Origin of the sequence: Pantoea sp. JV6, from assembly GCF_025910055.1 — a bacterium.
Classification (GTDB): domain Bacteria; phylum Pseudomonadota; class Gammaproteobacteria; order Enterobacterales; family Enterobacteriaceae; genus Pantoea; species Pantoea agglomerans.
Map to the genome: position 1 here is coordinate 244239 of NZ_JAPCIM010000004.1, position 26599 is coordinate 270837.

The 26599-nt window shown below is 57.3% G+C and carries 24 protein-coding genes; 13 read left to right on the top strand and 11 right to left on the bottom strand.

All coding sequences use genetic code 11. From position 1 onward, the window contains the following. Positions 1 to 9: 9 nt before the first annotated feature. The 3 genes from cybB to OK412_RS07990 all read right to left on the bottom strand — a co-directional run bounded on the left by cybB (position 10) and on the right by OK412_RS07990 (position 2346). Positions 10 to 552, bottom strand: a complete 543-nt coding sequence (cybB, locus tag OK412_RS07980; protein ID WP_010244777.1) for a cytochrome b561 — start codon at positions 550 to 552, stop codon at positions 10 to 12. Positions 553 to 664: 112 nt separating this feature from the next. Continuing rightward, the gene (locus tag OK412_RS07985; RefSeq protein ID WP_010244780.1) at positions 665 to 925 is read right to left on the bottom strand and encodes a hypothetical protein; all 261 of its coding nucleotides are present in this window, start codon (positions 923 to 925) and stop codon (positions 665 to 667) included. A 167-nt stretch (positions 926 to 1092) separates the two neighbouring features. After that, positions 1093 to 2346, bottom strand: a complete 1254-nt coding sequence (locus tag OK412_RS07990) for an MFS transporter (protein WP_033779147.1) — start codon at positions 2344 to 2346, stop codon at positions 1093 to 1095. A 95-nt stretch (positions 2347 to 2441) separates the two neighbouring features. Here OK412_RS07990 and OK412_RS07995 point away from each other — a divergent pair, with 95 nt between their 5' ends. From OK412_RS07995 to OK412_RS08010, 4 genes are all read left to right on the top strand, one after another. Next, positions 2442 to 3335 (top strand): LysR family transcriptional regulator, encoded by an 894-nt coding sequence (locus OK412_RS07995; protein ID WP_250488533.1) that lies wholly within the window; start codon positions 2442 to 2444, stop codon positions 3333 to 3335. Between the two features lie 130 nt (positions 3336 to 3465). After that, the gene (locus OK412_RS08000; protein WP_010244790.1) at positions 3466 to 4683 is read left to right on the top strand and encodes an ROK family transcriptional regulator; all 1218 of its coding nucleotides are present in this window, start codon (positions 3466 to 3468) and stop codon (positions 4681 to 4683) included. Between the two features lie 113 nt (positions 4684 to 4796). Then, positions 4797 to 5495, top strand: a complete 699-nt coding sequence (bioD, locus tag OK412_RS08005; protein ID WP_033767301.1) for a dethiobiotin synthase — start codon at positions 4797 to 4799, stop codon at positions 5493 to 5495. Between the two features lie 180 nt (positions 5496 to 5675). Further along, entirely contained in the window at positions 5676 to 7052 is a 1377-nt protein-coding gene (locus OK412_RS08010) for a nucleobase:cation symporter-2 family protein (RefSeq protein ID WP_158149297.1), read from the top strand. A gap of 430 nt (positions 7053 to 7482) precedes the next feature. On the opposite strand, the gene osmV is transcribed toward OK412_RS08010, so the two are convergent. The 4 genes from osmV to OK412_RS08030 are packed head-to-tail and all read right to left on the bottom strand — an operon-like array spanning position 7483 to position 10921. After that, positions 7483 to 8619, bottom strand: coding sequence for an osmoprotectant ABC transporter ATP-binding protein OsmV (gene osmV, locus OK412_RS08015; RefSeq protein WP_010244799.1), 1137 nt, complete (start codon positions 8617 to 8619; stop codon positions 7483 to 7485). After that, a complete protein-coding gene (gene osmW / locus OK412_RS08020; protein ID WP_010244802.1) occupies positions 8619 to 9266 on the bottom strand; it encodes an osmoprotectant ABC transporter permease OsmW in 648 nt (215 codons plus the stop codon). The genes osmV and osmW overlap by 1 nt, the downstream gene beginning before the upstream one ends. Positions 9267 to 9275: 9 nt before the next feature. Continuing rightward, the gene (locus OK412_RS08025) at positions 9276 to 10187 is read right to left on the bottom strand and encodes a glycine betaine ABC transporter substrate-binding protein (protein WP_010670177.1); all 912 of its coding nucleotides are present in this window, start codon (positions 10185 to 10187) and stop codon (positions 9276 to 9278) included. A gap of 17 nt (positions 10188 to 10204) precedes the next feature. Beyond that, the gene (locus tag OK412_RS08030; RefSeq protein WP_010244807.1) at positions 10205 to 10921 is read right to left on the bottom strand and encodes an ABC transporter permease; all 717 of its coding nucleotides are present in this window, start codon (positions 10919 to 10921) and stop codon (positions 10205 to 10207) included. A 392-nt stretch (positions 10922 to 11313) separates the two neighbouring features. Here OK412_RS08030 and OK412_RS08035 point away from each other — a divergent pair, with 392 nt between their 5' ends. After that, complete coding sequence (locus tag OK412_RS08035) at positions 11314 to 12780, top strand: MDR family MFS transporter (protein WP_033787817.1); 1467 nt, start codon at positions 11314 to 11316, stop codon at positions 12778 to 12780. Positions 12781 to 12819: 39 nt separating this feature from the next. On the opposite strand, the gene OK412_RS08040 is transcribed toward OK412_RS08035, so the two are convergent. Together OK412_RS08040 and OK412_RS08045 are read right to left on the bottom strand one after the other, a co-directional pair. Next, positions 12820 to 13116 carry a DUF1161 domain-containing protein gene (locus tag OK412_RS08040; protein WP_033771805.1) on the bottom strand — a complete coding sequence of 99 codons (297 nt, stop codon included), beginning with the start codon at positions 13114 to 13116 and terminating at the stop codon, positions 12820 to 12822. Between the two features lie 44 nt (positions 13117 to 13160). Then, positions 13161 to 13484: a DUF1283 family protein gene (locus OK412_RS08045; protein ID WP_010244816.1), complete on the bottom strand. Its 324-nt coding sequence runs from the start codon at positions 13482 to 13484 to the stop codon at positions 13161 to 13163. A 279-nt stretch (positions 13485 to 13763) separates the two neighbouring features. On the opposite strand from OK412_RS08045, the gene OK412_RS08050 reads away from it, so the two are divergent. After that, positions 13764 to 14090 carry a YnfA family protein gene (locus OK412_RS08050; RefSeq protein ID WP_031292947.1) on the top strand — a complete coding sequence of 109 codons (327 nt, stop codon included), beginning with the start codon at positions 13764 to 13766 and terminating at the stop codon, positions 14088 to 14090. A 31-nt stretch (positions 14091 to 14121) separates the two neighbouring features. On the opposite strand, the gene ydfG is transcribed toward OK412_RS08050, so the two are convergent. Next, the gene (gene ydfG, locus OK412_RS08055) at positions 14122 to 14868 is read right to left on the bottom strand and encodes a bifunctional NADP-dependent 3-hydroxy acid dehydrogenase/3-hydroxypropionate dehydrogenase YdfG (protein WP_033757999.1); all 747 of its coding nucleotides are present in this window, start codon (positions 14866 to 14868) and stop codon (positions 14122 to 14124) included. Positions 14869 to 15269: 401 nt separating this feature from the next. On the opposite strand from ydfG, the gene guaD reads away from it, so the two are divergent. The 5 genes from guaD to dcp all read left to right on the top strand — a co-directional run bounded on the left by guaD (position 15270) and on the right by dcp (position 23263). Continuing rightward, positions 15270 to 16598: a guanine deaminase gene (guaD, locus tag OK412_RS08060; RefSeq protein ID WP_050680460.1), complete on the top strand. Its 1329-nt coding sequence runs from the start codon at positions 15270 to 15272 to the stop codon at positions 16596 to 16598. After that, the gene (gene xdhA, locus OK412_RS08065) at positions 16595 to 18037 is read left to right on the top strand and encodes a xanthine dehydrogenase small subunit (RefSeq protein ID WP_050680461.1); all 1443 of its coding nucleotides are present in this window, start codon (positions 16595 to 16597) and stop codon (positions 18035 to 18037) included. Before guaD ends, xdhA begins: the two co-directional genes overlap by 4 nt. After that, positions 18027 to 20393: a xanthine dehydrogenase molybdopterin binding subunit gene (gene xdhB, locus OK412_RS08070; RefSeq protein WP_264353011.1), complete on the top strand. Its 2367-nt coding sequence runs from the start codon at positions 18027 to 18029 to the stop codon at positions 20391 to 20393. Before xdhA ends, xdhB begins: the two co-directional genes overlap by 11 nt. After that, a complete protein-coding gene (gene xdhC, locus OK412_RS08075) occupies positions 20380 to 21156 on the top strand; it encodes a xanthine dehydrogenase accessory protein XdhC (RefSeq protein ID WP_033757698.1) in 777 nt (258 codons plus the stop codon). Before xdhB ends, xdhC begins: the two co-directional genes overlap by 14 nt. Before the next feature lie 61 nt (positions 21157 to 21217). Then, complete coding sequence (gene dcp, locus OK412_RS08080; RefSeq protein WP_264353012.1) at positions 21218 to 23263, top strand: peptidyl-dipeptidase Dcp; 2046 nt, start codon at positions 21218 to 21220, stop codon at positions 23261 to 23263. Between the two features lie 51 nt (positions 23264 to 23314). Here the strand turns inward: dcp and hpxO are convergent, their stop codons facing one another. Next, positions 23315 to 24472: an FAD-dependent urate hydroxylase HpxO gene (gene hpxO, locus OK412_RS08085; RefSeq protein WP_163637036.1), complete on the bottom strand. Its 1158-nt coding sequence runs from the start codon at positions 24470 to 24472 to the stop codon at positions 23315 to 23317. Between the two features lie 619 nt (positions 24473 to 25091). On the opposite strand from hpxO, the gene OK412_RS08090 reads away from it, so the two are divergent. Further along, positions 25092 to 26273, top strand: a complete 1182-nt coding sequence (locus OK412_RS08090; protein WP_061703943.1) for a glycosyltransferase family 4 protein — start codon at positions 25092 to 25094, stop codon at positions 26271 to 26273. 67 nt (positions 26274 to 26340) lie between these two features. Then, on the top strand, positions 26341 to 26586 hold the full coding sequence (locus OK412_RS08095; RefSeq protein WP_010670167.1) for a hypothetical protein: 246 nt from the start codon (positions 26341 to 26343) through the stop codon (positions 26584 to 26586). Positions 26587 to 26599: the final 13 nt, after the last annotated feature.

Below are 26599 nucleotides of genomic sequence, written 5' to 3' on the forward strand. Positions count from 1 at the left end.
AGCCTGAGGTTATTGACCGCGACGCCGGGCGGGCATCATTCGCAGCAGAGTGTTGTCTTTCAGCAGATAGTGATGGAACAGTGCGGCAGCAGCATGCAGTCCGATCAGCCAGTAACCCAGCGGTGCCAGGGTTTCATGCCAGCCAATCAGCATATCCGCCATATCAAAGTCAGGTTCAGGCGCGACCGGCATGCTGATGCCAAACAGCCACCATTCCCGACCTTTAAGATAACGCGATGTCAGGCCGAGGATCGGCAGAGTGATAAACAGGGCATAGAGCAGGGTATGGGTCAGATGTGCCAGCCCGGTTTGCCAGCGCGGCGGAGCGGGAGTAATGGGCGGTGTGCGATGCCGGGTGCGTAAAAAGAGGCGGGCAAGCATCAGTACCAGGATGGTCGCGCCGGCGCTGAAATGGGTAATGATCATGGCATAACCCTGCCAGGATCCGCGCTGTGCAAAACCGCGCAGTTCAATGGTGGCGTAGGCGGTCACCACCAGTAAAAAGGTGAGCCAGTGAAGGGCTATCTGAGCGCGCGCAAACTTATCCCGCATTGTGCATTCCATTAAAGAGAATCAGGAAGATTAACATAACGGAAAACAGCGGTAATTCTTAACAAATTAGCGCAGCGGGAAAAATTTTTTCCCCCTTACCAGGTGGATCAGATTAACGCGAAGCCGGGGTGTGCTTCAGGGCCACGCTGAGCTGGGTGGCCTGCTGGTCAACATTTTTGAGAGGACAACAATTTTCACAGCCGATTGCGCCAGCATAATATTTTTTAGCCTGCAGGATGGCGGCATTCACATGGTAAAAACTGCCCAGAAACATACGGTTATCGATGTCGGGAAGATGGGGGCAGCCTGCGGCATGAACCACATGATTATTGTTATATCCTGATTGTTTATTGACGTAGTAGTAGAGAGCCACAGGCGTTCCTTGTTGCCGTGTTAAAAGGCAAAGCAGATGAATTATTACAATAAAAACGATTATAGCGGGAAACCTGCATTTTGTTTGCTGTGGCTCTGAATAGCGCGTTTATTGTGATAAACCGCCAGGCCCGCAGGAGAAGCCAGGCCTGGCATGAGAAGACGTTCTCAGAGTTTTTTACTGTGCAGACGCCAGGCAACCAGTAACGCCAGGATCAGCAGCACGCTGATAAACAGCGTAATCCCGCTCCAGCCAAAGTTATGCCAGAACACGCCACCCAGCGTACCCGCGACGCTGGAACCCACGTAGTAGCTGAACAGATAGAGCGAAGAGGCCTGGCCTCGTGCCCGGCGCGCCCGGGGGCCAATCCAGCCGCTGGCGACCGCGTGGGCGGCAAAAAAACCGGCGGTGAACAGCATCATCCCAGGCAGGATCAGCCAGAGGGAGTTGAAGGCGGTAATCAGCAAACCCAGCAGCATGATGGCGGTAGCACCCAGCATCACAGGACCCCGACCCAACCGGTTGGTCAGCGCGCCCGCCTTGGGCGAACTCCAGGAGCCGGTGAGGTAGACCACTGATAACAGTCCGACCACGGCCTGGCTGAGATGCCAGGGCGCATCCAGTAAACGGTAGCCAATATAGTTAAACAGGGTGACAAAGGCTCCCATCAGCAGGAATCCTTCGGCAAACAGCCAGGGCAGGCCCGGATCGCGCCAGTGCAGCCGGAAGTTAATCAGCAGATTACGCGGACGCAGCGTAATGGGCCGGAAATGGCGCGACGCAGGCAGGATTTTCCAGAACATCAGCGCCGAGGCCAGCGAAAAACAGCCGATTACCGCCACGGCGAGTCGCCATGAGAAGAGGTCAGTCAGTACACCGCTCAGCAGTCGACCGCTCATCCCGCCTATCGAGTTACCGCTGATATATAACCCCATGGAAAAGGCGACGACGCGTGCATCCATCTCCTCGCTGAGGTAGGTCATGCCGACCGCCGCCACGCCACTCAGCGACAACCCCATCAGCGCCCGCATAATCAGAATGCCGTGCCAGCTGGTCATGGTGGCCGAGATCAGCGTGCAGATGGCGGCCAGCATCAGGGCTGTGACCATCACCGATTTACGACCGATAGCATCAGAGAGCGGCCCGGTGACCAGCAGGCCCAGCGCCATCAGGCCGGTCGAGATGGAGAGCGACAGGCTGCTGGTTGCCGGAGAGATACCAAACTGCTGTGACAGCACCGGCAGAATCGGCTGCACACAGTAGAGCAGGGCAAAGGTCGCCAGCCCGGCGGAGAAAAGCGCCAGCGTCACGCGCATAAACTGTGGGGAATCCCGGCGGATATGACCTGAAGCGGCAACAGACTCTGGCGGCGCAGAGACCGCATTCTCATCCACTGTGACAGCCTGTGTTGAGCGACTCACACATCTTCCTCAAATTTAGAAAACCTGTCGTCAGCTTAGGAAAGCGGCATTATGATGTCTAATATATTAATAATCTCAAATGAGACGTTTAAGATATGAATATCGAACTGCGTCATCTGCGCTACTTTGTTGCGGTGGCGGAAGAGTTACATTTCGGGCGGGCGGCCCAGCGTCTGAACATTTCTCAGCCGCCGCTCAGCCAGCAGATTATTCAGCTGGAAACAGAAACGGGCGCAAGGCTGTTCAATCGCACTAACCGCAGCGTGCAGCTAACCGCTGCCGGACAGCAACTGCTAAGTGACGCCCGCGCGATTCTGTTGCAGGTCGAGCAGGCGGCCGATCGCGCCGCCCGCCTGCATCGTGGTGAAGAGGGGGAGCTGCGGATTGGCTTTACCTCCTCGGCCCCGTTTACCGCCGTGGTCTCTGACGCGCTATTCCGGTTTCGTCAGCGCTGGCCGCAGGTACATATTCAGATGCAGGAGATTAATACCCGCCAGCAGCTCGCACCGCTTCATGATGGACGGCTCGATCTTGGCGTGATGCGCAACACGCCGTTGCCCGCCGATCTGCGTCATCAGCTGCTGCTGAGTGAGCCGCTTTATGCCGTGGTGCATAAGGCGCATCCGTTGGCTGACGCCGATAAAATCTCTGTCACTGCCCTGGCGGCGGAACCCTTTGTATTCTTTGACCCTCAGGGCGGAACCGCGCTCTACAGCGATATTCTGGCGCTGCTGCACCGCTACCATATCAAGCCCTTTATTACTCAGGAAGTGGGTGAGGCGATGACCATCCTTGGGCTGGTGGCAACCGGGTTAGGCGTCTCCATTCTGCCTGCCTCATTTCGTCGGGCGCGGCTGGCCGATCTGGTCTGGTTGCCATTAACGGAAAAGGATGCCATTTCAGAGCTGTGGCTGGTCTGGTCAGCCGGACGCGAAATAAATGCGCCGATGGAAAACATGATGGCGTTGCTGCGGCGAAACCGGCCCTGATGCGCGGGCAACACCGCATCAATCTGTGCGATAAATCACATTTCTAATCAAATATTTGACGCTGTCGCCGGATCTGGCTCACCATGGCGCATGTTTATTTAGAAGCGCGAAAATAACCGGGAGCAGGGTTGTGAATCCGGACAGTCAACCTGGCCACATTGACCAGATCAAGCAGACTAATGCAGGTGTCGTATATCGATTAATTGACCGTTATGGTCCCATTTCGCGTATCGAACTTTCCCGCCGTGCCCAGCTTGCTCCGGCCAGCATTACCAAAATTGTGCGTGAAATGCTGGACGCACATTTAGTGCAGGAGACCGAGTTTCAGGATCCCGGCAGTCGTGGTCGTCCGGCGATAGGCCTGATACTGGATACCGACGCCTGGCACTATCTGGCTATTCGCCTGCATCGCGGCGCCATGACGTTTACGCTGCGCGATCTCAGCAGCAAGGAACTGGTGGAAGAGAGCCTGCCGCTGCCTGATGAGTCTGCTCAGCCGTTACTTACCGCGCTGATTGAACAGGTTGATGCCTTCTTTATTCGTCATCAGAAGAAACTGGAACGTCTTACGGCCATTGCCATTACATTGCCAGGGCTGATCAACGCCGCGTCAGGTGTGGTGCATCGGCTACCGGGTTATGAGGTGCGCGATATGCCGCTGGGCGATGCGCTGGCGGCGCGAACCGGCTTACCGGTGTTTGTGCAGCACGATATTTCAGCCTGGACGCTGGCGGAGTCGCTGTTTGGTGCCTCACGTGGGGCGCAGGATGTGATTCAGATTGTGATTGATGAAACCGTGGGAGCCGGGGTGATCAGTGGCGGTCAGCTGCTGCATAAAAGTGGCAGGGCGCTGGTCGAGATCGGGCATACTCAGATCGACCCGTATGGCCAGCAGTGCTACTGCGGTAATCATGGCTGTCTGGAGACCGTGGCCAGCACCGGCAGTCTGCTGGCGCTGGCGGCGCAGCGTCTGCCGGCCCAGCCCGACAGCCTGCTCAATAATCAGCCGCTGACGCTTGAGTCGCTGTGCGCGGCGGCGCAGTCTGGCGACCGTCTGGCGCGCGACACCATCGCCAGCGTGGGTCATCATGTTGGCCGGATTCTGGCGATGATGGTCAACATCTTCAATCCTCAACATATTCTTATCGGTTCCCCCCTGAATGCCGCCGCGGATGTGCTGTTTCCGGCCGTGAGCAACACCATTCTGCAGCAATCACTCCCGGCCTACAGCGCGAGTATCCAGCTGGCACCTACCGAATTTAGCGAGCCGGGAACGTTAGGCGGCGCAGCGTTGATCAAAGACGCGCTCTATAACGGACACCTGTTAGTGAAACTGTTGCAAGGTTAAGCGGGCCTAATCTTGCGCTAACGCAATCTGTTCTCATCCTCCATTCCTTAAAATGCCGGTTCGCAGCAAGGTTAATCACCGATTAACCACAACGGTTCGAGAGGAGAAGTTGAGTGAACAGACTATTTGTTACCGGCACTGACACCGCAGTGGGCAAAACGGTGGTGTCACGCGCCCTGTTACAAAGTTTTATCCAGGCCAGGCTCAGTGCCGTCGGGTACAAGCCCGTCGCGCGCTGCGCGGTCAAAACCGCTGACGGCCTGCGTAACAAAGATGCACAGGTTCTGCAAAGCGCTTCATCTATCGATTTACCCTATCAGGCGATCAATCCGCTGGCCTTTCAGGAAGAGGAGATCTGCACCCATCCGAGCCAGATCATTGATTACGCATTGCTGACACAGGGCTTAAGCAGCCTGACGCAGCAGGCCGATCGCGTGGTCGTGGAGGGCACCGGCGGCTGGCGCAGCCTGATGAACGATGGACGTCCGCTCTCCTGCTGGGTCGTTGAGCAGCAGCTGCCGGTGGTGCTGGTGGTCGGTATCCAGTCGGGCTGTATCAGTCACGCCCTGTTAACAGCAGAAGCGATAGCGCAGGATGGACTGCCACTGGTGGGCTGGGTGGCCAATCGCATCAATCCGGGACTGGCGCAGTACAGCGATATTATTGAGATTCTGCGTGAAAAAATTAGTGCGCCGCTGCTGGGCGAGCTGCCTTATCTGCCGCGTGCAGAACAGCGTGATTTGACGCCTTACATCGATATTTCTCTGCTGGAGCAGAACAATCTGCACGCTGTGAGTGCAAAGATCGCCTGATTATGAAACAAACTAAGTCATCTGAGTCGGCAATGAGCCTAAAGTTTCAGGCTTGTTGTCGGCTGTCTTTAACTATTTCCATTTAGAATTGAAAGACCTGGCTCGGATATCGCGAAATCGTGGCGTCATGGCGCAGAAAATGCATTAACTCCGCTTATCACACTGAGCTGGAGCCCCATCATGTCGCACTCGCACGAGAAAGGTTTGTTATATGGGCTTGAAGCCCGCATCGGCCCCGCCCCGGCGTTTTTCGCCGCACTGCAACATCTGCTGGCCAGCGTGGTGGGAATCATCACGCCGCCGCTGATTATTGGCTCCGTTCTGGGGTTGCAGGCCTATATTCCTTATCTGATCAGCATGTCATTGTTCGTTTCCGGCTTAGGCACGTTTATGCAGGCCAGACGCTTTTATGGCATCGGGGCGGGCATGATCTGTCTGCAGGGCACCAGCTTCGCGTTTCTCGGGGTGATCCTCTCGGGTGGTCTGATGGTGAAAGGGCGCGGTGGTTCGCCGGAAGAGATTATGGCGATGCTGTTTGGCTGTAACCTGGTGGCGGCGTTGATTCCGATTCTGATTAGCCGCTGCGTTGGCTCGCTGCGCAAAGTGCTGACGCCGGTGGTGACCGGCACGGTGATCACCCTGATTGGCATCAGCCTGATAAAAGTCAGCATTACCGACTGGGCGGGCGGGCACAACGCCACAGATTTTGGATCGCCGGGAAATCTGGCGCTGGGGGCGCTGACGTTGCTGGTGATCGTGGCGCTGAACCGCTCGCGAAATCGCTGGGCGCGGCTGGTGGCGGTGGTGGCCGGAATAGCGGTGGGATGCGTTGCCGCGGCCTTGACCGGTCATCTGCAACTTAATGTTGCGCCGGGGAGCAACTGGCTGGTGCTGCCCGCGTTCTTCCGGTTTGGTTTTGCCTTTGACTGGACCATTTTCCTGCCGATCGCGCTGGTGTCAGTGATCGCGGTAATTGAAGCCGTCGGTGACCTTACCGCTAACTGCCTGATTTCACAGCAGCCGATCACCGGCAAACCTTTTCAGCAGCGGCTGCAGGGTGGCATTGTCGCCGACGGCCTGAGCTGTGTGCTGGCAGCGGTCTTCTCCGCCTTTCCCAACACCACGTTTGCGCAGAACAATGGCGTTATCCAGATGACCGGCGTCGCCAGCCGTTACGTCGGTATGCTGCTGGGAATCATGCTGGCGCTGCTGGGGCTGTTTCCCTTTATTGGCTCCCTGTTGCAGCAGATCCCGCCGCCGGTGCTGGGCGGGGCGACAATCGTGATGTTTGGCAGCGTGGTTGCTGCGGGCATCCGGGTGATGACCCAGACGCCGCTGGGTCGCCGCGAGATGCTGATTGTGGCGATCGCTTTTGGTATTGGTCTGGGCGTGGAGGCGGTGCCGGATGTGCTGAAGCAGTTCCCGCCGCTGATTAACAGTCTGTTTGGTCATGCGGTGACGACCGGCGGTATTCTGGCGATTGTGCTGAACATGGTGCTGCCGGACGAGGCGCCTGTGGTGGAAGAGGTGGAGGCGGAAACGCTGACGGAGAGCTAAAAAGCAGAAGAGCCGATGTATCTCTCACATACGGCTCAAAAATCCAAAGCGATGGGTGCATATGCCTGTATCAAAGCATCGCGGACCAGGGATGGGCCGCGCTGAGCATGCCATGGATGGCATCTTTTGCGTCTTTGCTACAGGCGTATGCTCCCTGAGCTACTACCTGAATTGACAGACAGGACAGGCCGTGACTTAACTGGCTTTAAGATGGAGTCTGCGAAGGGAACAGGGTCAGATCGGAAAGTCGCAAAAGCCGCCATCCGTGGCACGCTCGGCCCGCGCCGTCCTGGCGCGGGACGCTTTCCTCCTCTGACCCGGTTCCCTGCGCGTTAAGCTTGTTTGTTGCTGTCTGATTTACCCAGGCTTGGGTATATCTGCTTATATCTGCTGTTTTAATGGGCCGGTAAGACCCATTTAGGTGACGAAATTATGGATTCAGACGACGGCGGGTACGACCAGAACTGAGGTAATCCGCAATATAATCCTGCGAAATCTCACCGCTGTAGCGACCCTCTTCATCGACAATCGGCATCCAGACCGTGTTGTGCTCATAGAGTTTTGACAGCACCACGCGCAGGTTCTCTTCCGCTTTACCGGTGACCTTAAAGGTGTGCAGTCGCTCTTCACAGCGGCCACTGACGTTACGCGCCTCGCGACGCTTCACGAAGCCCAGCGGTTTGCCATCCTCATCGACCACGGTAATCGACCGCATATCGTTCTCATCCATGGTGCCAAAGGCTTCTTCCAGCGGTGTAGAGCGGCGGACGGTGATGGTCGGCTGCTGGTCAGTCACATCGCCCGCCTGCACCAGTAACAGGCGCTTAAGCGTACGGTCCTGACCCACAAACGAGCCGACGAACTCATTGGCAGGGGTCGCCAGCAGTTCATCCGGGCTGGCGCACTGCACGATTTTACCCTGACCAAATACCGCAATGCGATCGCCGAGCTTCAGTGCCTCGTCAATATCGTGGCTCACCAGCATCACGGTTTTTTTCAGCTGACGCTGCATGTCGAGAAACTCGTTCTGGATCACTTCGCGGTTAATCGGGTCAACGGCGCCAAACGGCTCATCCATCAGCAGCACCGGTGGATCCGCCGCCAGGGCACGAATCACCCCGATACGCTGCTGCTGACCGCCTGACATCTCACGCGGATAGCGATGCAGGAATTTGGTGGGATCCAGCGCAACCATGCTCATCAGCTCGGTAGCCCGCTCGTGGCACTGCTTTTTGTTCCAGCCCAGCATGCGTGGCACGACGGTAATGTTCTCTTCGATGGTCATGTTGGGGAACAGACCAATCTGCTGGATAACATAGCCAATGTTGCGACGCAGGGTGGTGGTGTCCTGCGTACTGGTATCTTCGCCATTAATCAGGATCCGGCCACTGGTGGCGGGAATCAGGCGGTTAATCATCTTCAGCGTGGTGGTTTTCCCGCAGCCCGAGGGTCCCAGCAGCACGCACATCTCACCGGCTGGCACGTGCAGGCTGACGTTATCGACGGCTTTATTGGTCGTGCCGTTTTTCTGGGTAAAGGTTTTCGTCAGGTTTTCCAGCGTAATCATTATCGAATCCCCTTTGGAGTCAGCGCCTGCTGCAAACGGTGCAGCAGCCAGTCAAGAAAAATAGCCAGCAGACAGATCATCAATGCCCCGGCAATCAACATACGAATATCACTGCCGCTGATACCATCCAGCAGCAGCTGGCCCAGACCGCCCGCGCCAATCACGGCGGCAATCGCCATGACGCCAACGTTCATCACCACGGCGGTACGGATGCCACCGAAGATCACCGGCAGCGCCATCGGGATTTCAACCCAGCGCAGGCGCTGCCAGAACGTCATGCCGATACCACGGCCCGCTTCACGCAGGCCGTCCGGCAGATTCTCCAGCGCGGTGTGGGTGTTGCGAACAATCGGCAGCAGCGAGTAGAGGAACACGGCGGTAATCGCCGGCAGCGCGCCAATGCCCTGACCGATGAGTGAAAACAGCGGGATCATCAGACCAAACAGCGCAATGGTGGGAATAGTCAGCACCACGGTGGCGATACCGAGAATCGGCGTTGCCAGCCATCTTACACGCACGATCAGAATGCCAAGCGGCACGCCAATCACAATTGCCAGTCCGACCGCGACCAGCACCAGCCAGCTGTGCTGCCAGCTCAGGGTGAGCAGGGTGCTCCAGTTATCCATGATGTAGTGAAGGGTATCCACAGTGCCTCCTTACAGCATGTTTTTGGATTTAAGGAAATCACGCGCCACGGTTTCCGGTGACTGATGATCGATATCGACCCGCTTGTTCAGCTCCGTAATCGCCTCATCGGTGATCTGCGCAGAAAGCTGATTAAGCGCGGTATCCAGCCCCGGATGACTCGCCAGCACATCCTGACGCACGACCGGCGTCACGTTGTAGCTTGGGAAGAAGTGCTTATCATCCTCCAGTACTTTCATGTTGAAGCCCTTAACCCGGCCATCAGTGGTGTAGATCAGACCGGCATCCACGAATCCGTCGCGAATCGCGTTATAGACCAGACCGGGGTCCATCTGGCGGATCTGCGGGCGATCCAGCGTCAGGTTGTAGGTTTTCTGCAGCGGCTTCATGCCGTCTGAACGACCCGAGAACTCCAGGTCCAGACCCAGTCGCCAGTTATGATCCGGGTCGGTTTTACGCACCTGCTCAATCTTCGCAACCAGCTGCGACATGGTGCTGATGCCCTCTTTTTCGGCCCGTTCACGGGTCATGGCAAAGGCATAGGTGTTGTTCATTGGTGCCGGGTTAAGCCAGACCAGCCCCAGTCTGGCATCCAGCTTTTTCACCGTCTCATACGCCTGCTGTGAAGACATCGGCTGGTTGATATGGTTAAAGATGATCAGCGAGGTGCCGGTATATTCCCAGACCATATCAATCTGCTTATTCAGCAGCGCATTACGGCCAATGGTGGTGGCGATATTGCGTTTAGGCACCACCTCGAAGCCTTTCTTCTGCAGCCAGAGCACCGTCATTGCTGACAGGATATGCTGCTCGGTAAAACTTTTGGTCGCCATCACCAGCGGTGCAGCAGCCTGTGCCGTCTGGCTTAACAGCAGTGTCGCGGTCAGCGCGACAACGCTTTTCTTAATCCAACGCGTTAGCATTGCAAAGCTCCTTGTGGTCAGGCCGCAGCGTGCGGACTCAGAAAGCGGCCCAGCGCGGCCAGCATCATATCCAGTACCAGTGCCACCAGTGCAGTGGCGACGGCGCCGAGTATCAGCGTCGGAAAGTCATTCAGATAGATGCCCGGGAAGATCAGCTCGCCAAAGCTGCTGGCGCCAATCAGGAACGCCAGTGGGGCGGTGCCGACATTGATGGCGGTGGCGATGCGCACGCCAGAGAGGATGACCGGCAAGGCATTCGGCAGCTCTACCTGACGCAGACGCTGCCATTTGGTCATGCCGATGCCGTTGGCCGCCTCAATCAGCGACGGGGGAACTGCGCTCAGACCAGAGAAGGTGTTGCGGACGATAGGCAGCAGCGAAGCCAGAAACAGCGCAATCAGCGCCGGACGGTCGCCAATCCCGATAATAACCATCGCCAGAGCCAGTACCGCCAGTGGTGGCAGGGTGTTACCGACATTGAAAATCTGCATCACGTACTCTGCCCAGCGACGTGCAAACGGGCGACTTAGCAGGATGCCGCTGGGGATACCGACCAGCAAAGCGAACAGCATTGACCAGAAGACTAAGAAGAGGTGTTGTTGCCCGAGATAAAGCAGATCGACTTTACGTGCGACCAGCTGATCCCAGCCAAGGCCCCAGATCAGCACCGCGATCACCGCGACCACTGCAAGCAGTGCCAGACCGGCGCGTCGGGCCAGTGAAGCATTTTGCATAGGAGAATCTCCCTGATTACGATCTCAATTGTTATAACAACCATAAACAGCCCGACAGGTACGGCAAAAAATGCCGCCGCGCCCAATACCGAAACTGCGATAAAATGTAGATAAAATGACTGTTTACCCACTCTTTTTCAGTGAATACTGAATAAGATGGTGTAATGCTATAGCAGCCCTTTATTGCACAAGCCAGCTTTTAAGCCACAAATCAGAGAGATAGAAACAGGTTAAAATGGTGTTAAAGCCGCGTAGCCGCTGGGCTAATGCGACAATAAAAAATTTTCATCGACTTCTGGTGACACTGTCACAGAGGGCGCAGAAAATGCGCACGCGCGGGAAACTGCATGGTCTGTTTTTCAGCTAGCCTTGCAGATTAAAAAAGGAACCCTATGACTGAAAGCGCACAAATCCGGACCGGACATCGCCACTGGATCTTGATCGCCTGCATGCTGGCGATGTTTATGGCGGCCATTGAAGTCACTATTGTGGCCACCGCGATGCCCACCATCATTGCTGATCTCGGCGGTTTTTCGCAGTTTGGCTGGGTCTTCTCGATCTATCTGCTGACCCAGGCTGTCAGCGTGCCGCTCTATGGGCGGCTGGCGGATATGGTGGGTCGCAAAACGATGTTTTTTGTCGGCACGTCGATTTTCCTGGTGGGGTCGGTGCTGTGTGGCTTTGCCCATACCATGACCTGGCTGATCCTGTTCCGGGCGTTTCAGGGCCTGGGAGCGGGGGCGATCATGCCGCTCAGCTCCACCATCGTGGCGGATATCTATTCGCCGCGCGAACGCGCCAGCGTGCAGGGCTGGCTCTCCAGCGTCTGGGGTGTAGCGGCGATAGTGGGGCCGCTGACCGGCGCGTGGCTGGTACAGCACTTTAGCTGGTCGGTGATTTTCTGGGTCAATCTGCCTATCGGCCTGATCAGCATGCTGATGCTGTGGCGCTGGCTACCGTCGCACCAGAAGGAGGAGAAATCGCAGCCGCTGAACCTGGCGGGCAGCGGCTGGCTGATGCTCTGCGTGACGGCATTGCTGATTGCGCTGTTGCAGGCGGAACAGCTGGGCGTCTGGCTGGTGCCGTTTCTGCTCTTCTCACTGTTCGCTGGCTGGCAGCTCAGACGCCACGAGCTGCATTCAGCGGCACCGCTGTTTCCGCTGATAATCTGGCGCAGCCGGCTTATCGTGGCGGGTAATGCGGGCAACCTCATCATCGGGGCGGCCATGATGGGCATCAGCGCCTTTCTGCCCACCTGGATTCAGGGGATCAGCGGCGGTTCACCGTTACAGGCGGGCAGTGTGCTGGCGATGATGTCGATTGGCTGGCCGCTGGCCAGCACCCTCAGCGGCAGACTGATGCTGCGCACCTCCTACCGCTTCACCGCCCAGCTCGGGGCGCTGTTGCTGGTGACCGGCAGTGCCTTGCTGCTGTTTTTACAGCCCGCAAGCTCACTCTATCAGGCGGGCTTTACGGCGTTTCTGATCGGTACCGGAATGGGAATGACCAGCACCACGTTCCTGGTATCAGTGCAAAATCAGGCGGATTACCAGATTCGCGGCATCTGTACCGCTTCAATTATGTTCAGCCGGATGATCGGGTCGGCGGTAGGGACGGCGATCATGGGCGCGGTGCTGAATCTCAATCTGCAGTGGCGTTTGCCGCAGGTCGAGGATCCGGTGCAGAAGATTATGTCCGAACCCAGCCGTCAGCAGTTACAGCCGGAAACCCTGCAGCAGATGACAGCAGCCATTGCCGCCTCACTGCACTGGGTGTTCGTGGTGGCACTGGTGATTGCGCTGTTTGCGGTGGGCGTGGCATGGATGATGCCGCGTCAGCGGCCGGAACAGGCGGACTAACAGGCAGGGCGACAGGATGTCGCCCTGATTTGAACAGAACTACTGGGCAGATGAGTCCTGCGAACTGCCGGCACTGGCAGGTACGCTGGCTTCGTTGTCACTGCCTGAGCGCTTATAAACAATTTTTTGTGTGTCGTTCTCACAATGTCCGACGACCTGGCCACCCGCCTGATCAACCTGATCGTTGGCGACGATGTCGAGACTAAAACCCGACTCAGGTACACCGTTCTGAATAATTTTCTGGCTGATTTCGGTTTTTACCGATTCACAGGATGCCTGCGCCATCAGCGGCAGAGCAAATAACGCCGCGCTTAACAAAACCCTCTGTAGCTTCATCACGTCTTCCTTATGTTAGTCGTCGTCATTACTATAGCTCAAATTTACGGCGCTACCGGGCGACCGGAACGACGATCCAGACAACGCAGGGTGTTGGGCTCCCAGTAGGCGTTGAGATTGAGGCTCTGCTCGCACTTGTCGCGGGTATCAAACGCGCGATCGGTTTTATCAAACTCTTTTTCGACCCGGGTGTTCACTTTATTGCGCAGCATGCGCGTGTCATTCCATTGCTCTTTATCCTGGCGCGCTGCTTCATTGCTCAGCGCGGAACTGCCATCTTCGATAATCAGACGATTAGTATTCGCAGTGGCAGTGAATGCCGCAGTGGAGAGGAGAACCATCAGCACGGCAGGGATCATTTTTTTCATCACACTATCCTTTAGTTAACGCAAACATCGCCATCCACGACAGCGTTTGCAGCGGGCATGCTTAGAGCCTGGCTCATCAGGGGTCATTGAGGCAGAAGTCTGAACACCGACAGCGCATAACAACCGGTGCGTACAGGGTGTACGTGAGGAGGGTAAGCACTGCCCAGGTTCAGACGGACAAATAAAACAGCCTGATGGGCCTGGCTATTAGTATATCATCGCCGTTTCTTTGCTCACCAGCAGTGAGTCGTTTGTTTACGTTAAGGAGAGGTAAGGATGCTGATTAAAACCGCCTTGCTGTTTTTTATTACCGCGCTGGCGGAGATCACCGGCTGCTTTCTGCCGTGGTTATGGCTGAAAAAAGGCGGTTCAGCCTGGTTGCTACTCCCTGCGGCAGCAAGTCTGGCGCTGTTTGTCTGGCTGCTGACGCTGCATCCCGCTGCCAGCGGACGGGTTTATGCCGCCTACGGTGGCGTCTATGTGCTTACCGCGCTGCTCTGGTTGCGGGTGGTGGATGGCGTGAAGTTAAGTGTGTGGGACTGGAGCGGGGCTCTGATCGCATTCAGCGGCATGCTGATTATCGTCATGGGCTGGGGACGCGGGTAACGCCAGCCGTGCGGGCTGGCGCTGCAGGGAGTTAAGGTTTATGCACTTTCAGCCCCGCCAGCGTCTGGCTGACCGGCATCATCTCAAGGCTATTGATGTTGACATGTTTAGGCAGCGTGGCCACCCAGTACACGGCTTCTGTCACATCTTCCGGCGTTAAGGCGGTAGCCCCTTCGTAGACCTGACCCGCTTTGTCATCATCGCCCTTAAAGCGCACGTTGGAAAACTCTGTGCCGCCGACCAGACCCGGTTCAATGTCGGTCACGCGCAGCGCGGTGCCGTGTAAATCGGTTCGCAGATTCAGGCTGAACTGGCGCACAAAGGCTTTGGTGGCGCCGTAGACGTTGCCGCCGGCATAGGGCCAGCTGCCGGCAATCGATCCGATATTAATGATATGACCGACATCACGCTCCACCATCTGTGGCAGCAGGGCGCGGGTCATATAGACCAGGCCTTTGGTGTTGGTGTCGATCATGTTTTCCCAGTCTTCGACGTTGGCCTTGTGCGCCGGTTCGACGCCCAGCGCCAGACCGGCGTTGTTGACCAGCACGTCGATATTGCGCCATTCCGCTGGTAACTGCGCGACCGCCTCTTCGATGGCGGCACGGTTACGCACATCGAGCTGTACCGTATAAATATTCTCGCCCAGTTCTTCCTTCAGCGCTTTTAAACGTTCAGCCCGTCGTCCAGTGGCAATCACTTTATGACCATTCTCAATAAAGCGACGGGTGATGCTTTGACCAAAACCGGCGGTCGCACCGGTGACAAAAATAATCATCTCACTGTTCCTTATGCCATTTTCAGAGTCGATGGCTTCACCATAGCATTTCATTTCCGCTTCTGCGCGTGGAAAAACGGCCTGACCTGTAAACGGATTTTAACGGGTAGCCAGCTGCGCCTTTTCAGGGCAGATTGCACCGTTAAAGGGCAGGTTTGCGGGTAACCGGCCATACTCAAAATGATCAGGGCGCGCAATATTGCGTAGCAACCGTTTGCATCCGTTCCGCAAACGGTTGCTAAGCCATCTCAGTCCTTATTTGTTGCGCAACTTTCCTCTTTTAACTTATTTGACTGATATTTAAAGAATTTATTCTATTTCAATTCTGGCACGCAGGTTGCACAGGATTATTCAGATAATCATCTGCAGATATAACATCGCGCTTTCAGAAAGGACTACCCATGCTTTCAGCAACCGACACGGCGATACGCGCCAGCTTCTTTGACTTTACCGGCGTGGTGGATCGTCCCGACGACCTGGCCGGCCAGGCCCGCTATCTTGAGGATGCGGTGCTGCTGCTGCGTGATGGATGCGTAGTGGGGCTGGATAGCTGGGAGAATAGCGAGGCGATGCTGGCGGGGCATCCGGTCATCGACCTGCGCGGCAGACTGATCGTGCCGGGCTTTGTCGATACCCACATTCACTATCCGCAGACAGAGATGATTGGCGCATTTGGCGAACAGCTGCTGGAGTGGCTGAATCACTACACCTTCCCGGTTGAAGCGCAGTATCACTGTCCCGATCATGCTGCGCGGATGTCCGCCTTCTTCCTGCATCAGCTGCTTTCCAACGGCACCACCAGCGCGCTGGTGTTTGGCACCGTCCATCCGCAATCGGTGGAGGCGCTGTTCAGCGCCGCCGAAGCGCTGAACATGCGGCTGATTGCCGGGAAAGTGATGATGGATCGCAATGCGCCCGACAACCTGATCGAAACCCCTGAACAGAGCTACCAGCAGACCCGGGCGCTGATTGAGCGCTGGCACCAGCGCGGACGCCTGAGCTACGCCCTGACGCCGCGCTTTGCGCCGACCTCATCCCCACAGCTGCTGGAAAAAGTGCAGCAGCTGCGTCAGGAGTTCCCGGATACCTGGCTGCATACCCATCTCAGCGAAAACCCGCAGGAGGTCGCCTGGGTCAAAGAACTGTTCCCGGAGCGTGAAGGCTATCTGGATGTTTATCATCATCACCAGCTGACCGGCCGCCGCAGCGTCTTTGCTCACTGTCTGCATCTGGAAGAGAACGAATGGCAGTGTCTGCACGATACCGATTCATCCATTGCTTTCTGTCCCACCTCAAACCTGTTTCTCGGCAGCGGCCTTTTTAACCTGAAACGCAGCTGGCAGCAGGGGGTAAAAGTGGGGATCGGCACCGATGTTGGGGCGGGCACCACCTTTAATATGCTGCAGACCCTGGGCGAAGCCTACAAGGTGGGCCAGCTGCAGCACTACCGGCTCAGCGCGGCCGAAGCCTTTTATCACGCCACGCTGGGCGGGGCGCGCGCGCTGGATCTCGACCACGCCATCGGAAATTTCAACATCGGTAAAGAAGCGGACTTTGTGGTGCTGGACCCGGCGGTTTCTGCCCTGCAGCAACTGCGCATCGGCAACAGCAAAGATATCTGGGAAAAACTGTTTGTATTAATGACGCTCGGCGACGACCGCAATATTGCCCAGACCTGGGTAGCCGGTCGTCCGGTCTGGCAGCGCGACGCACAGGAGCAAGCCGCATGATCCAGTTTCTGTTAAATAACCAGCTGGTCAGCGAGAATGCGCTCGACCCCAACCTCACGGTACTCAACTACCTGCGCACACGTCAGCAACGCCCTGGCACCAAAGAGGGCTGTGCATCTGGCGACTGTGGCGCCTGCAGCGTGACTCTGGGCAAAGCCGTCGGGGGAACAATGCAGTATGAAACGATCAACAGCTGCCTGACGCTGGTCTCCGCGTTACAGGGCAAGCAGCTGATTACGGTTGAGGATCTGCGTCACGGCCGCGCACTGCATCCGGCGCAGCAGGCGATGGTCGACTGTCACGGCTCGCAATGCGGATTCTGCACGCCAGGCTTTGTGATGTCGCTGTTCAGCCTGCAAAAAACCGCTTCGGGCTGGGATCGCCATCAGGCGGAAACTGCGCTGGCGGGCAACCTCTGCCGCTGTACCGGTTACCGGCCGATTATGGCCGCCGCCGAACAGCTCTGCTCGCAGCCGGTGACAGACCAGTTCGATCAAGGTGCCGCCGCAACCGTGCAGCGGCTTGAGGCGCTGGCAACCCCGGAGATGCAGGAATTAGGGGGTGAGGGCCGCCGTTGCTTCCTGCCCAAAACTCCGGCTCAGCTGGCGGCGATCTATCTGGCACATCCCGAGGCGAGGCTGATTGCCGGTGGCACCGATCTCAGCCTGCAGATTACCCAGCAGCATAAAAGAATACCGTTGCTGATTGCACTGGAGCAGGTTGCCGCGCTCAAAGTCTGCAGCGAATTTGATGATCACTACCTGCTGGGCGCAGGGGCTTCGCTGCAGCAGGTCAGCGAATTTCTTGCCAGCCGCATTCCCGGCGTCAGCGAGATGCTGCAACGCTTTGCCTCGCTGCAAATCCGTCTGCAGGGCACATTAGGCGGCAACATCGGTAACGCTTCCCCCATTGGCGACGCCTCGCCGGCGCTGCTGGCCCTGAACGCCAGCCTGTTGTTACAGCGCGGTGAGCAGCAGCGCAGCCTGCCGCTGGATCAGTTCTTTACCGGCTATCGCCAGACCCGGCTCGAAAAAGGGGAGTTTATTCGCGCCATTCGCATCGATAAAGTGACGGTGTCACCTGATTTTGTGGCCTGGAAAGTGTCCAAACGGCTGGACGATGATATCTCCGCCGTGTTCGCCGCTTTTAATCTGCAGATTGAACAGGGCGTAGTCAGTAGTGCCCGCATCGCCTTTGGCGGCATGGCGGCCACACCGCAGCGTGCCCGTCACTGTGAACAGGCATTCATCGGTCAGCCACTGAATGCCGTGACGGTGTCACGCGCAGCCGCGGCGCTGGCAGAGGATTTCCAGCCGCTCTCCGATTTCCGCGCCAGCAGTGACTACCGTCTGCAGGTCGCACGCAACCTGCTGCGCCGCTACTGGCATCGCCACAACGGCGAAATAACCTGTATTGAGGTGGCCCGCTATGTCTCATAACCGTCCTGAACTCAACGAAGAGGTCATTAAGGCGCAGTATGCCGCTGATTTACAGAGCGGCGTTGGTCACAGTAACCGCCATGAGAGCGCGGAAAAACATGTCTCCGGCGAGGCGCGTTTTATCGACGATAAGCCGGAGCTGCCGGGTCTGCTGCATCTCTGTCCGCGCCTGAGTGAGTATGCTCATGCGCGCATCCTGCATATTGATGTGCAGCCCTGTTATGCCGTTCCCGGCGTCGTCAGCGTCCTGACCTGGCAGGATGTGCCGGGCATCAATGATGTCGGGCCGCTGGAGCCGGGCGACCCGCTGCTGGCCCATGACAAAGTAGAGTATCTGGGACAGATCGTGATCGCGGTGGCGGCGGAATCCCCCGAGGCTGCGCGTCTTGGCGCGGCCGCTGCGGTAATTGAATATGAGGTGCTGGAACCGCTGCTGGATGTGGAACAGGCGCTGGCACAGGGCAGCTTTGTGCAGGAACCTCACATTCACCAGCGCGGTGATGTGGAAGCGGCCCTGGCGCGTGCGCCGCACCGGGTCAGTGGGGCGTTTCACATTGGCGGCCAGGAGCATTTCTATCTGGAAACCCAGACGGCAATGGTCATTCCCGGAGAAGATCAGCAGTTGCAGGTCTTCTCCTCAACCCAGAACCCCACCGAAGTGCAGAAACTGGTGGCGGAAGTGATGGGCATCAGCCTGAATCAGGTGACGATAGATATGCGCCGGATGGGCGGTGGCTTTGGTGGTAAAGAGACGCAGGCGGCCGGTGTCGCCTGTCTCTGCGCCATCGTGGCGCGCCTGACCGGCCGGGCGGCTAAGATGCGGCTTTCACGCCGCGACGATATGCGCGTCACCGGCAAACGCCATCCGTTCTTTGTGCGCTACGAAGCGGGCGTTGAAGAGGATGGGCGTCTGCGCGGCATCAAAATCGATCTGGCCGGAAACTGCGGTTATTCGCTGGATCTTAGTGGATCGATTGTCGATCGTGCCATGTTCCACGCCGATAACGCCTATTACCTCGGGGATGCACGGGTAACCGGCTATCGCTGCCGCACGAACACCGCCTCGAACACCGCCTATCGGGGTTTTGGCGGGCCACAGGGCATGGTAGCGATTGAACAGATCATGGATCACATCGCCCGTGAGCGCGGGCTGGATCCGCTGGCGCTGCGCAAGCGTAACTACTATGGCAAACAGGATCGCAACATCACCCATTACCACCAGCAGGTAGAGGATAACCTGCTGGATGAGATTACCGAACAGCTGGAGCAGAGCAGCGACTATCAGGCTCGCCGCGCGGAGATTAAGGCGTTTAATGCCCGCAGTCCGCTGCTGAAACGCGGCCTGGCGCTGACGCCGGTGAAATTCGGCATCTCCTTTACCTCCAGCTTTCTCAATCAGGCGGGGGCGCTGATCCTGATCTACACCGACGGCACGGTGCAGCTTAACCACGGCGGCACCGAGATGGGCCAGGGCCTGAACACCAAGGTGATTCAGATTGTCGCCGAAGTGCTGCAGATTGAGATCGATAAAATTCAGATCACCGCCACCGACACCGGCAAAGTGCCCAACACCTCGCCAACCGCGGCCTCCAGCGGGGCTGACCTCAATGGCAAAGCGGCGCAGAATGGTGCTGAGATCCTGCGCGACCGTATGACCGCCATGCTCTGCGAGCTACACCAGTGCGACGCGGCGGCGGTGAGCTTCCGCAACGGAGTGGTGCGCGCCGGAGATAAACATTACACCTTCGCCGAGGTGGCGAAGCTGGCGTGGCTGAATCAGGTGCCGCTCTCCGCCACCGGCTACTACCGCGTGCCGGGGATTCATTACGACCGGGTCGCGGGTCGCGGGACGCCGTTCTATTACTACGCTTACGGTGCAGCCTGCTGTGAAGTGGTGATTGATACCTTAACCGGCGAATCCCGCCTGCTGCGTGCCGACATTTTGCATGACGTCGGCGCCTCGCTGAATCCGGCCATCGACATCGGCCAGGTTGAAGGTGGCTTTGTACAGGGCGTCGGCTGGCTTACCTGCGAAGAGCTGGTGTGGAGTGATAAAGGCCAGCTGCTGACCGATGGCCCGGCGAGCTACAAAATTCCCGCCATCAGCGACGTTCCGGCGGACCTGCGGGTCACGCTGGTGGAGAACCGTAAAAACCCTAAAGACACGGTGTTCCACTCCAAGGCCGTAGGTGAACCGCCGTTTATGCTGGGCATCGCCGCCTGGTGTGCCCTGCAGGATGCGGTCGCCAGCGTCTCCGATTACCGGCAGCACCCACTGCTGGACGCGCCCGCCACACCGGAGCGCATCTTCTGGGGCGTGCAGCGCCTGGCGGGAGGGGTTGATGATTTATCATGACTGGATTGGCGTGCTGCATCAGTTGCGTGAAAAACGTCAGAGCTGCGTATTAATCACCGTGCTCAGTGAGCACGGTTCGGTGCCGCGCGACAGTGGCAGCAAAATGGTGGTGACGCAGCAGGAGAGTTATCTCACCATCGGTGGCGGTCATCTGGAGTTTGAGTGCATCGCCCAGGCCAGGGCGATGTTGCAGAGTGGGGCGACTGCGCCACACACCGAGGATTTCAGCCTGGGCGCTCGGCTTGGCCAGTGCTGTGGCGGCAAAACCACGCTGCTGTTTGAGCCGCTGCTGCAGGCGCAGCCAGAGATCTACCTTTTTGGCGCAGGCCATGTGGGACAGGCCCTGGTCAATCTGCTGTCAACGTTACCCTGTCACATAAACTGGATCGATAGCCGTCCGGCGCAGTTCAGCCACGTTCCCGCTGGCGTGGTGACGCTGCAGCCGGACGATCCGCTCGACTGCGTAGCACAGGCACCCGCAGGCAGCTACTTCATCATCATGACCCATCATCATCCCCTCGACTTCGAACTGTGCGAGGCGGTGCTGAAGCGCGGCGATTTCCGCTATGCCGGGGTGATCGGTTCTGAAACGAAAAACCAGCGTTTCCGCTACAGGCTGGCGGGCAAGGGCGTCGCGAGCGAACCGCTGGCGCGCCTGCGCTGTCCGATTGGCCTGCCGGACGTCAAAGGCAAGCTGCCCGCCGAGATTGCGGTGGCGATTGCCGGTGAAATCATCAGCGTTTATCAGCAGCACGTCGCCTGAGTTGTCGCCTGCGCGGCAACCTGTCAGGATAAGACTTTGCGATGCCCACCAGGAGCGAACCATGAACGCCCGTCAGAATCCCTTCTTTAGCGTCAGCACACTGCCTTACCAGACTCCTCCTTTTGACCAGATTGAGGAGCAGGATTTTCTGCCCGCGCTGCAGGCGGGCATTGAGGAGAAGCGTCAGGAGATCGAGGCGATCGCACTGAACAGCGACGCGCCCAGCTTTTTCAACACTTATGAGGCGCTGGAGAGGAGCGGACAACTGCTCAACCGGGTGAATCTGGTGTTCAGTGCCATGACCTCGGCGCATACCAGCCCGTATCTGCAGCAGGTGGATGAGGAAATTGCGCCTCAGCTCACCGCGCTCAACGATGACATCATGCTTAACCGCCCGCTGTTTTCGCGGCTCGATGCGGTCTATCTGCAGCGCGCTAAACTGGATGCTGAATCAAAACGGCTGGTTGAGGTGATCTGGCAGCGTTTCCAGCTGGCGGGAGCCAATCTGCCGGAAGCGCAGAAACAGCAGCTTAAAACACTGAATCAGGAAGCGGCCCGCCTCGGTACCCGCTTCACCAACAAATTGCTGGCCGCCACTAAAGCGGGCGGGCTGGTCGTCGATGATCTGCAGAAGCTGGCGGGCCTCTCACCGGCCGATCTGGCGGTGGCGCAGGCGGAAGCGCAGGCACGCGGACTGGAAAAGCGCTGGCTGCTGGTGCTGCAAAACACCACCCAGCAACCCGCACTGCAGAGCCTGGCCGATCGCGCAACCCGTGAAGCGCTGTTTAAGGCGGGCGTGACGCGCACTGAAAAAGGCGATGAGAACGACACCCGCGAGCTGGTATTACGTCTGGCGCAGGTCAGGGCCGAGCAGGCGCGGCTGCTGGGATTTGCCAGCTATGCCGAGTGGAAGTTACAGGATCAGATGGCCAAAACGCCTAAGGCGGCGCTGGCGTTTATGCATAACATCGTGCCTGCCGCGCGCGGTCGTGCGGAGCGTGAAGCGGCGGCTATCCAGCAGACCATCGACCAGCAGCACGGCGATTTTACCCTGCAGGCCTGGGACTGGCGTTTTTATGCCGAACAGGTGCGGCGTGCCCGTTACGATCTGGATGAGAGCCAGATTAAGCCCTACTTTGAACTGAATTCGGTGCTGCAGAATGGCGTGTTCTGGGCGGCGACGCAGCTCTATGGCATCCGTTTCACGCCGCGACAGGATCTGCCGGTTTACCATCCCGACGTCCAGGTCTATGAGATTTTTGACGCCGATGAGACCCCGCTGGCGCTGTTTTACACCGACTTCTTTAAGCGCGACAGCAAAGGCGGCGGCGCCTGGATGAGCAACTTCGTCAACCAGTCCACGCTGCTCGACAGCAAACCGGTGATCTACAACGTCTGTAACTACACCAAACCGCCAGCCGGTGAACCGGCGCTGCTGAGCTGGGACGACGTCATCACGATGTTTCACGAGTTCGGTCACACGCTGCACGGTCTGTTTGCCAGCCAGCGCTATCCGAGCCTGTCGGGAACGGAAACCCCGCGCGATTTCGTTGAGTTTCCTTCGCAGATCAACGAGCACTGGGCCAGCGAGCCAGCGGTGTTCCGCAACTACGCTCGCCACTATCAGACTCAGGCGCTGATGCCCGCTGAGCTGCATGAAAAAATCGTCCGGGCCGCCACGTTCAACAAAGGCTACGAGATGAGCGAGCTGCTGGCTGCCGCGCTGCTGGATCTGCACTGGCACAGCCTTAACCGTGATTCCGCGCCGCAAAGCGTGGAGGGATTCGAGCAGCAGGCGTTACAGAGCGATAATCTGGCGCTGACGGCGGTGCCGCCGCGCTATCGCTCAAGCTATTTCCAGCACATCTGGGGCGGTGGCTATGCAGCAGGTTATTACGCCTATATCTGGACGCAGATGCTCGCCGACGATGGCTATCAGTGGTTTGCGGAACAGGGCGGACTGACGCGCGAGAACGGCGACCTCTTCCGACAGAAAATTCTGTCGCGCGGGAACAGCAGCGATCTCAAAATACTGTATGAAAGCTGGCGGGGCGGGCCTCCGCAGCTGGAGCCCATGCTGAAAAATCGTGGTCTGGCGGAGTCATAGCAGAACGGGCTGTCACGCGCTGGTCGCGCTGACAGCCCGGTTTTATTCGTGTTAGCCCAGCGGGCCACCTTCAATGGTTTCGCACATTCCGGCCAGCACCCGTTCACCGGTTTCGCTTTTCAGAGAGTCATACCATTCTGCCGTGATTGCCGGATCGCGCGCATGGGTGACGTCACAGCGTTTGCGCGCTTTCAGTACCAGATCTTTTACCCGTTCAACCCGTCGCGCCTGATAGCGCAGCAGTGCATCTTCAATACCCAGTGAATGAGAGGCCAGCGTCGAGGCCAGTACCACGGCATCCTCCATCGCCGCGCAGCCGCCCTGGCCGATATCGGGCGTGGTGCTGTGGGCGGCATCGCCCAGCAGGGCCACACGTCCTTTAACAAAGCGGCTGAAAGGTTCAATGTCGTGGATCTCAACCCGATTGGTGGTGTCAGGATTGATTGCCGCGATCAGCTGCTGTACCGGCTCCGCCCAGCCCTGAAAATAGCCGGTTAAGTCCGCTTTCACCGTGCTGCGATCCTGCGGCAGTCCCTTCGGCAGCGGCACATCAAAGAAGAAGTAGAATCGATTGCCGCTGACCGGCATCAGCGACACCCGCTTGCCGTCACCGACAAAGGTGGTCCACTGATCGGCGGGCGCAATCCTCTCATCTATAGTGACCAGGCCATTCCAGTTAACGTAACCGGCGTAACGTCGTTCAAGCTTCTGCTCCAGCACATACTCGCGGATCACCGAATGGGTGCCATCGGCGGCAATCAGGAAATCGCCGGTGGCCTGAGTGTTGTCGGAAAAGGTGGCAATCACGCCACTGCCGGTCTGCTCGACCTGGATCACCCGCTTACCAAACTGCACCCGTTCACGCCCGAAGGTATCAATCAGCATCGCCTGCAGTTCTGCCCGCGCCACCGGACAGGGATATTCGCCAACCTGCTGCACCAGCGGCGCCATACTGAAGCGGGTCAGGGGTGCGCCGGTGGTGCCATCGTGATAGGCCATATAGGCCATGTTCCCGCCCAGCTCACGAAGCGCGGTTTTCATGCCCAGCGCATTCAGGCATTTAACACCGTTGGGCCAGATGGAAATCGCCGCGCCGACGGGCTTCATCTCCTTTACGGCTTCAAAGACCTCAACGTCAATTCCGGATTTCTCCAGCGCAATGGCACTACTCATGCCGCCTATACCGCCACCAATCACGATTGCTTTCATAATGCTCTCCTGTCTGCATAGGTCACTTCCTGCAACTTTTGTACCAGAGAGGGGACTGTAGGGTGTCTCATTTAAATAATGATGTAAATCATAGGATTAATGCATGATGGGAGGCGCATGGCACCCGCTTGCCTCTTAAGCTGCTGCACTGAATTGTGGCAAACGGGCGTGCAAAAAGGGTGCGGATATAACCGTGCTGCATCATTTGTTTCATTATCGCCCGTCTGTGTCTGTGTTAATCATCAGCCAGTGAAACGCGCCGGGCACTTTTCAGCATGGTCATTCTTATTACTTTAAAAGTTATTAACTAAAATCCTCATCCGCTTCGCTAATATTCCTGACAATTAATTAAACATTTACATAACAACTGGCGCGAATATTTCCCGGGAAATAATCGTTATATTCAATAAGGGGTTAGCCTGACACAGTTAAACACACCTGTTAATAAAAAATGCAAATTCATAACCAGACACAATTGTGTCTGTTTTAGCACCGTGCGCAATCATTAGCAAAAGCGTTCAGGCCGCGTCATTACGGGCTTTTAGGATATTGCTCAGACCCGCCAGTCACGATCACGTGATATAGATCACTCCGGACACAAGGACTCTGGAAGGCGAACATGAAAATTGGAATCACGAATAACCAGTATCCGGAGCAGCGTAATATCTTAGTTAATCCGGATAACGAATATATCAATCTGAAAAAGAGCAATCTGTTCTACTTTATTAACCCGCTACGAACTCGATTGCTCAAAAAAAATAAAACCTTTGTCTTTCAGCCTGTGCCTTTTTCAGGGGCATCGCGGGCTGACATCCTGCATCTGTTCAATGAAGTTGCGATAACCCCTCAGAAGTGGGTCGCGTCATTTGAAACGGAGCTGCCGCGTGTGCTGCCGGTGGCGGGCGTCGCCAAGCAGGACAACCCCGAGCTGAAACGCCTCATTCCTTATCTGTTAAAAGATAACTGCCTGGGGTTGATTGCCATCTCAGATGCCACCCTGAACATTCAGATGAAACTGTTCAGGCCGGATATTGCCCAGCAAATCCGCCGTAAAACCCTGGTGCTGCATCCGCCGCAGAAGCTGTTTGTCCAGCAGAAAACGCCGCGTCAGCCCGGTATTCTGAAACTGACCTTTGCCGGTAACGAGTTCTACCGCAAAGGCGGGGCTGAAGTTGTGCTGGCGATCAGTGAGCTGATTGAAGAGCGCAAACTGGAAGAGTCGCAGCTGGATGTGCAGCTGATTGGCGATCTCGCCAAGCGTCGTAACGTGGCGCACCGCCAGTTCCAGGATGATGAGACGTTCTATAGTGGCATTGAGAACCGCATCAAACGCTATCGCTGCTTCACGCATCATTCACAGATGGATAACGGCGCCCTGATGCAGCTGTTCCGCCAGAGCGATGCCGGACTGCTACCAACCTGGCAGGAGACGTACGGTTTCTCGGTACTGGAGATGCAGGCTAACGGCTGCCCGGTGATCACCAGCAACGTGCGCGCGTTGCCAGAGATTAATCCTGCCAGCGCAGGCTGGGTGATTGCGAGTCCGCTTAACGCTGACCGTGAATACAGTATTACCTCGCCAGAGCAGAAAACGCAGCTACGCCAGTCGCTGGTGGAGGGGCTGAAATCGATACTGCTCGCCATTATCGACCGTCCTGAGATGCTGCAGGAGAAAGGTGAGGCGGCGATTCTGCGCATCAAAGATCAGCATGACACCCAGCGTTACATTGCCCGGCTCAACGATATCTACAGCCGTGGCGTGATTAATGTCACTCAACATCCCCCTGTAGTCTCAATTTGATTAGATTTCTCTGACGGGGCGCGCCAGACTGGCCATACTTAGTGCAGCGTCCCTCTGGAGAACTCTTATGAAAATGATCATCAGCCTGCTGCTGTCCGGATTACTGGGCAGCAGCGCCTTCGCTCAGCCCGCACCGCTTTTTCCGGCCCGCGCGCCCCTGGCACAGCTGACGCCCGTCGCTGCCCGCTGCGATGTCTCCGCCTGTCAGACCAACTGCTACACAGAACAATCGCACTGCAACACCCGGGAAAACGGTGGCTGCAGTTCTCAGGCTCAGATGTGCGTGCAGGCCTGTGCCGACCAGTGTAAATAATTTAATTCAGTGA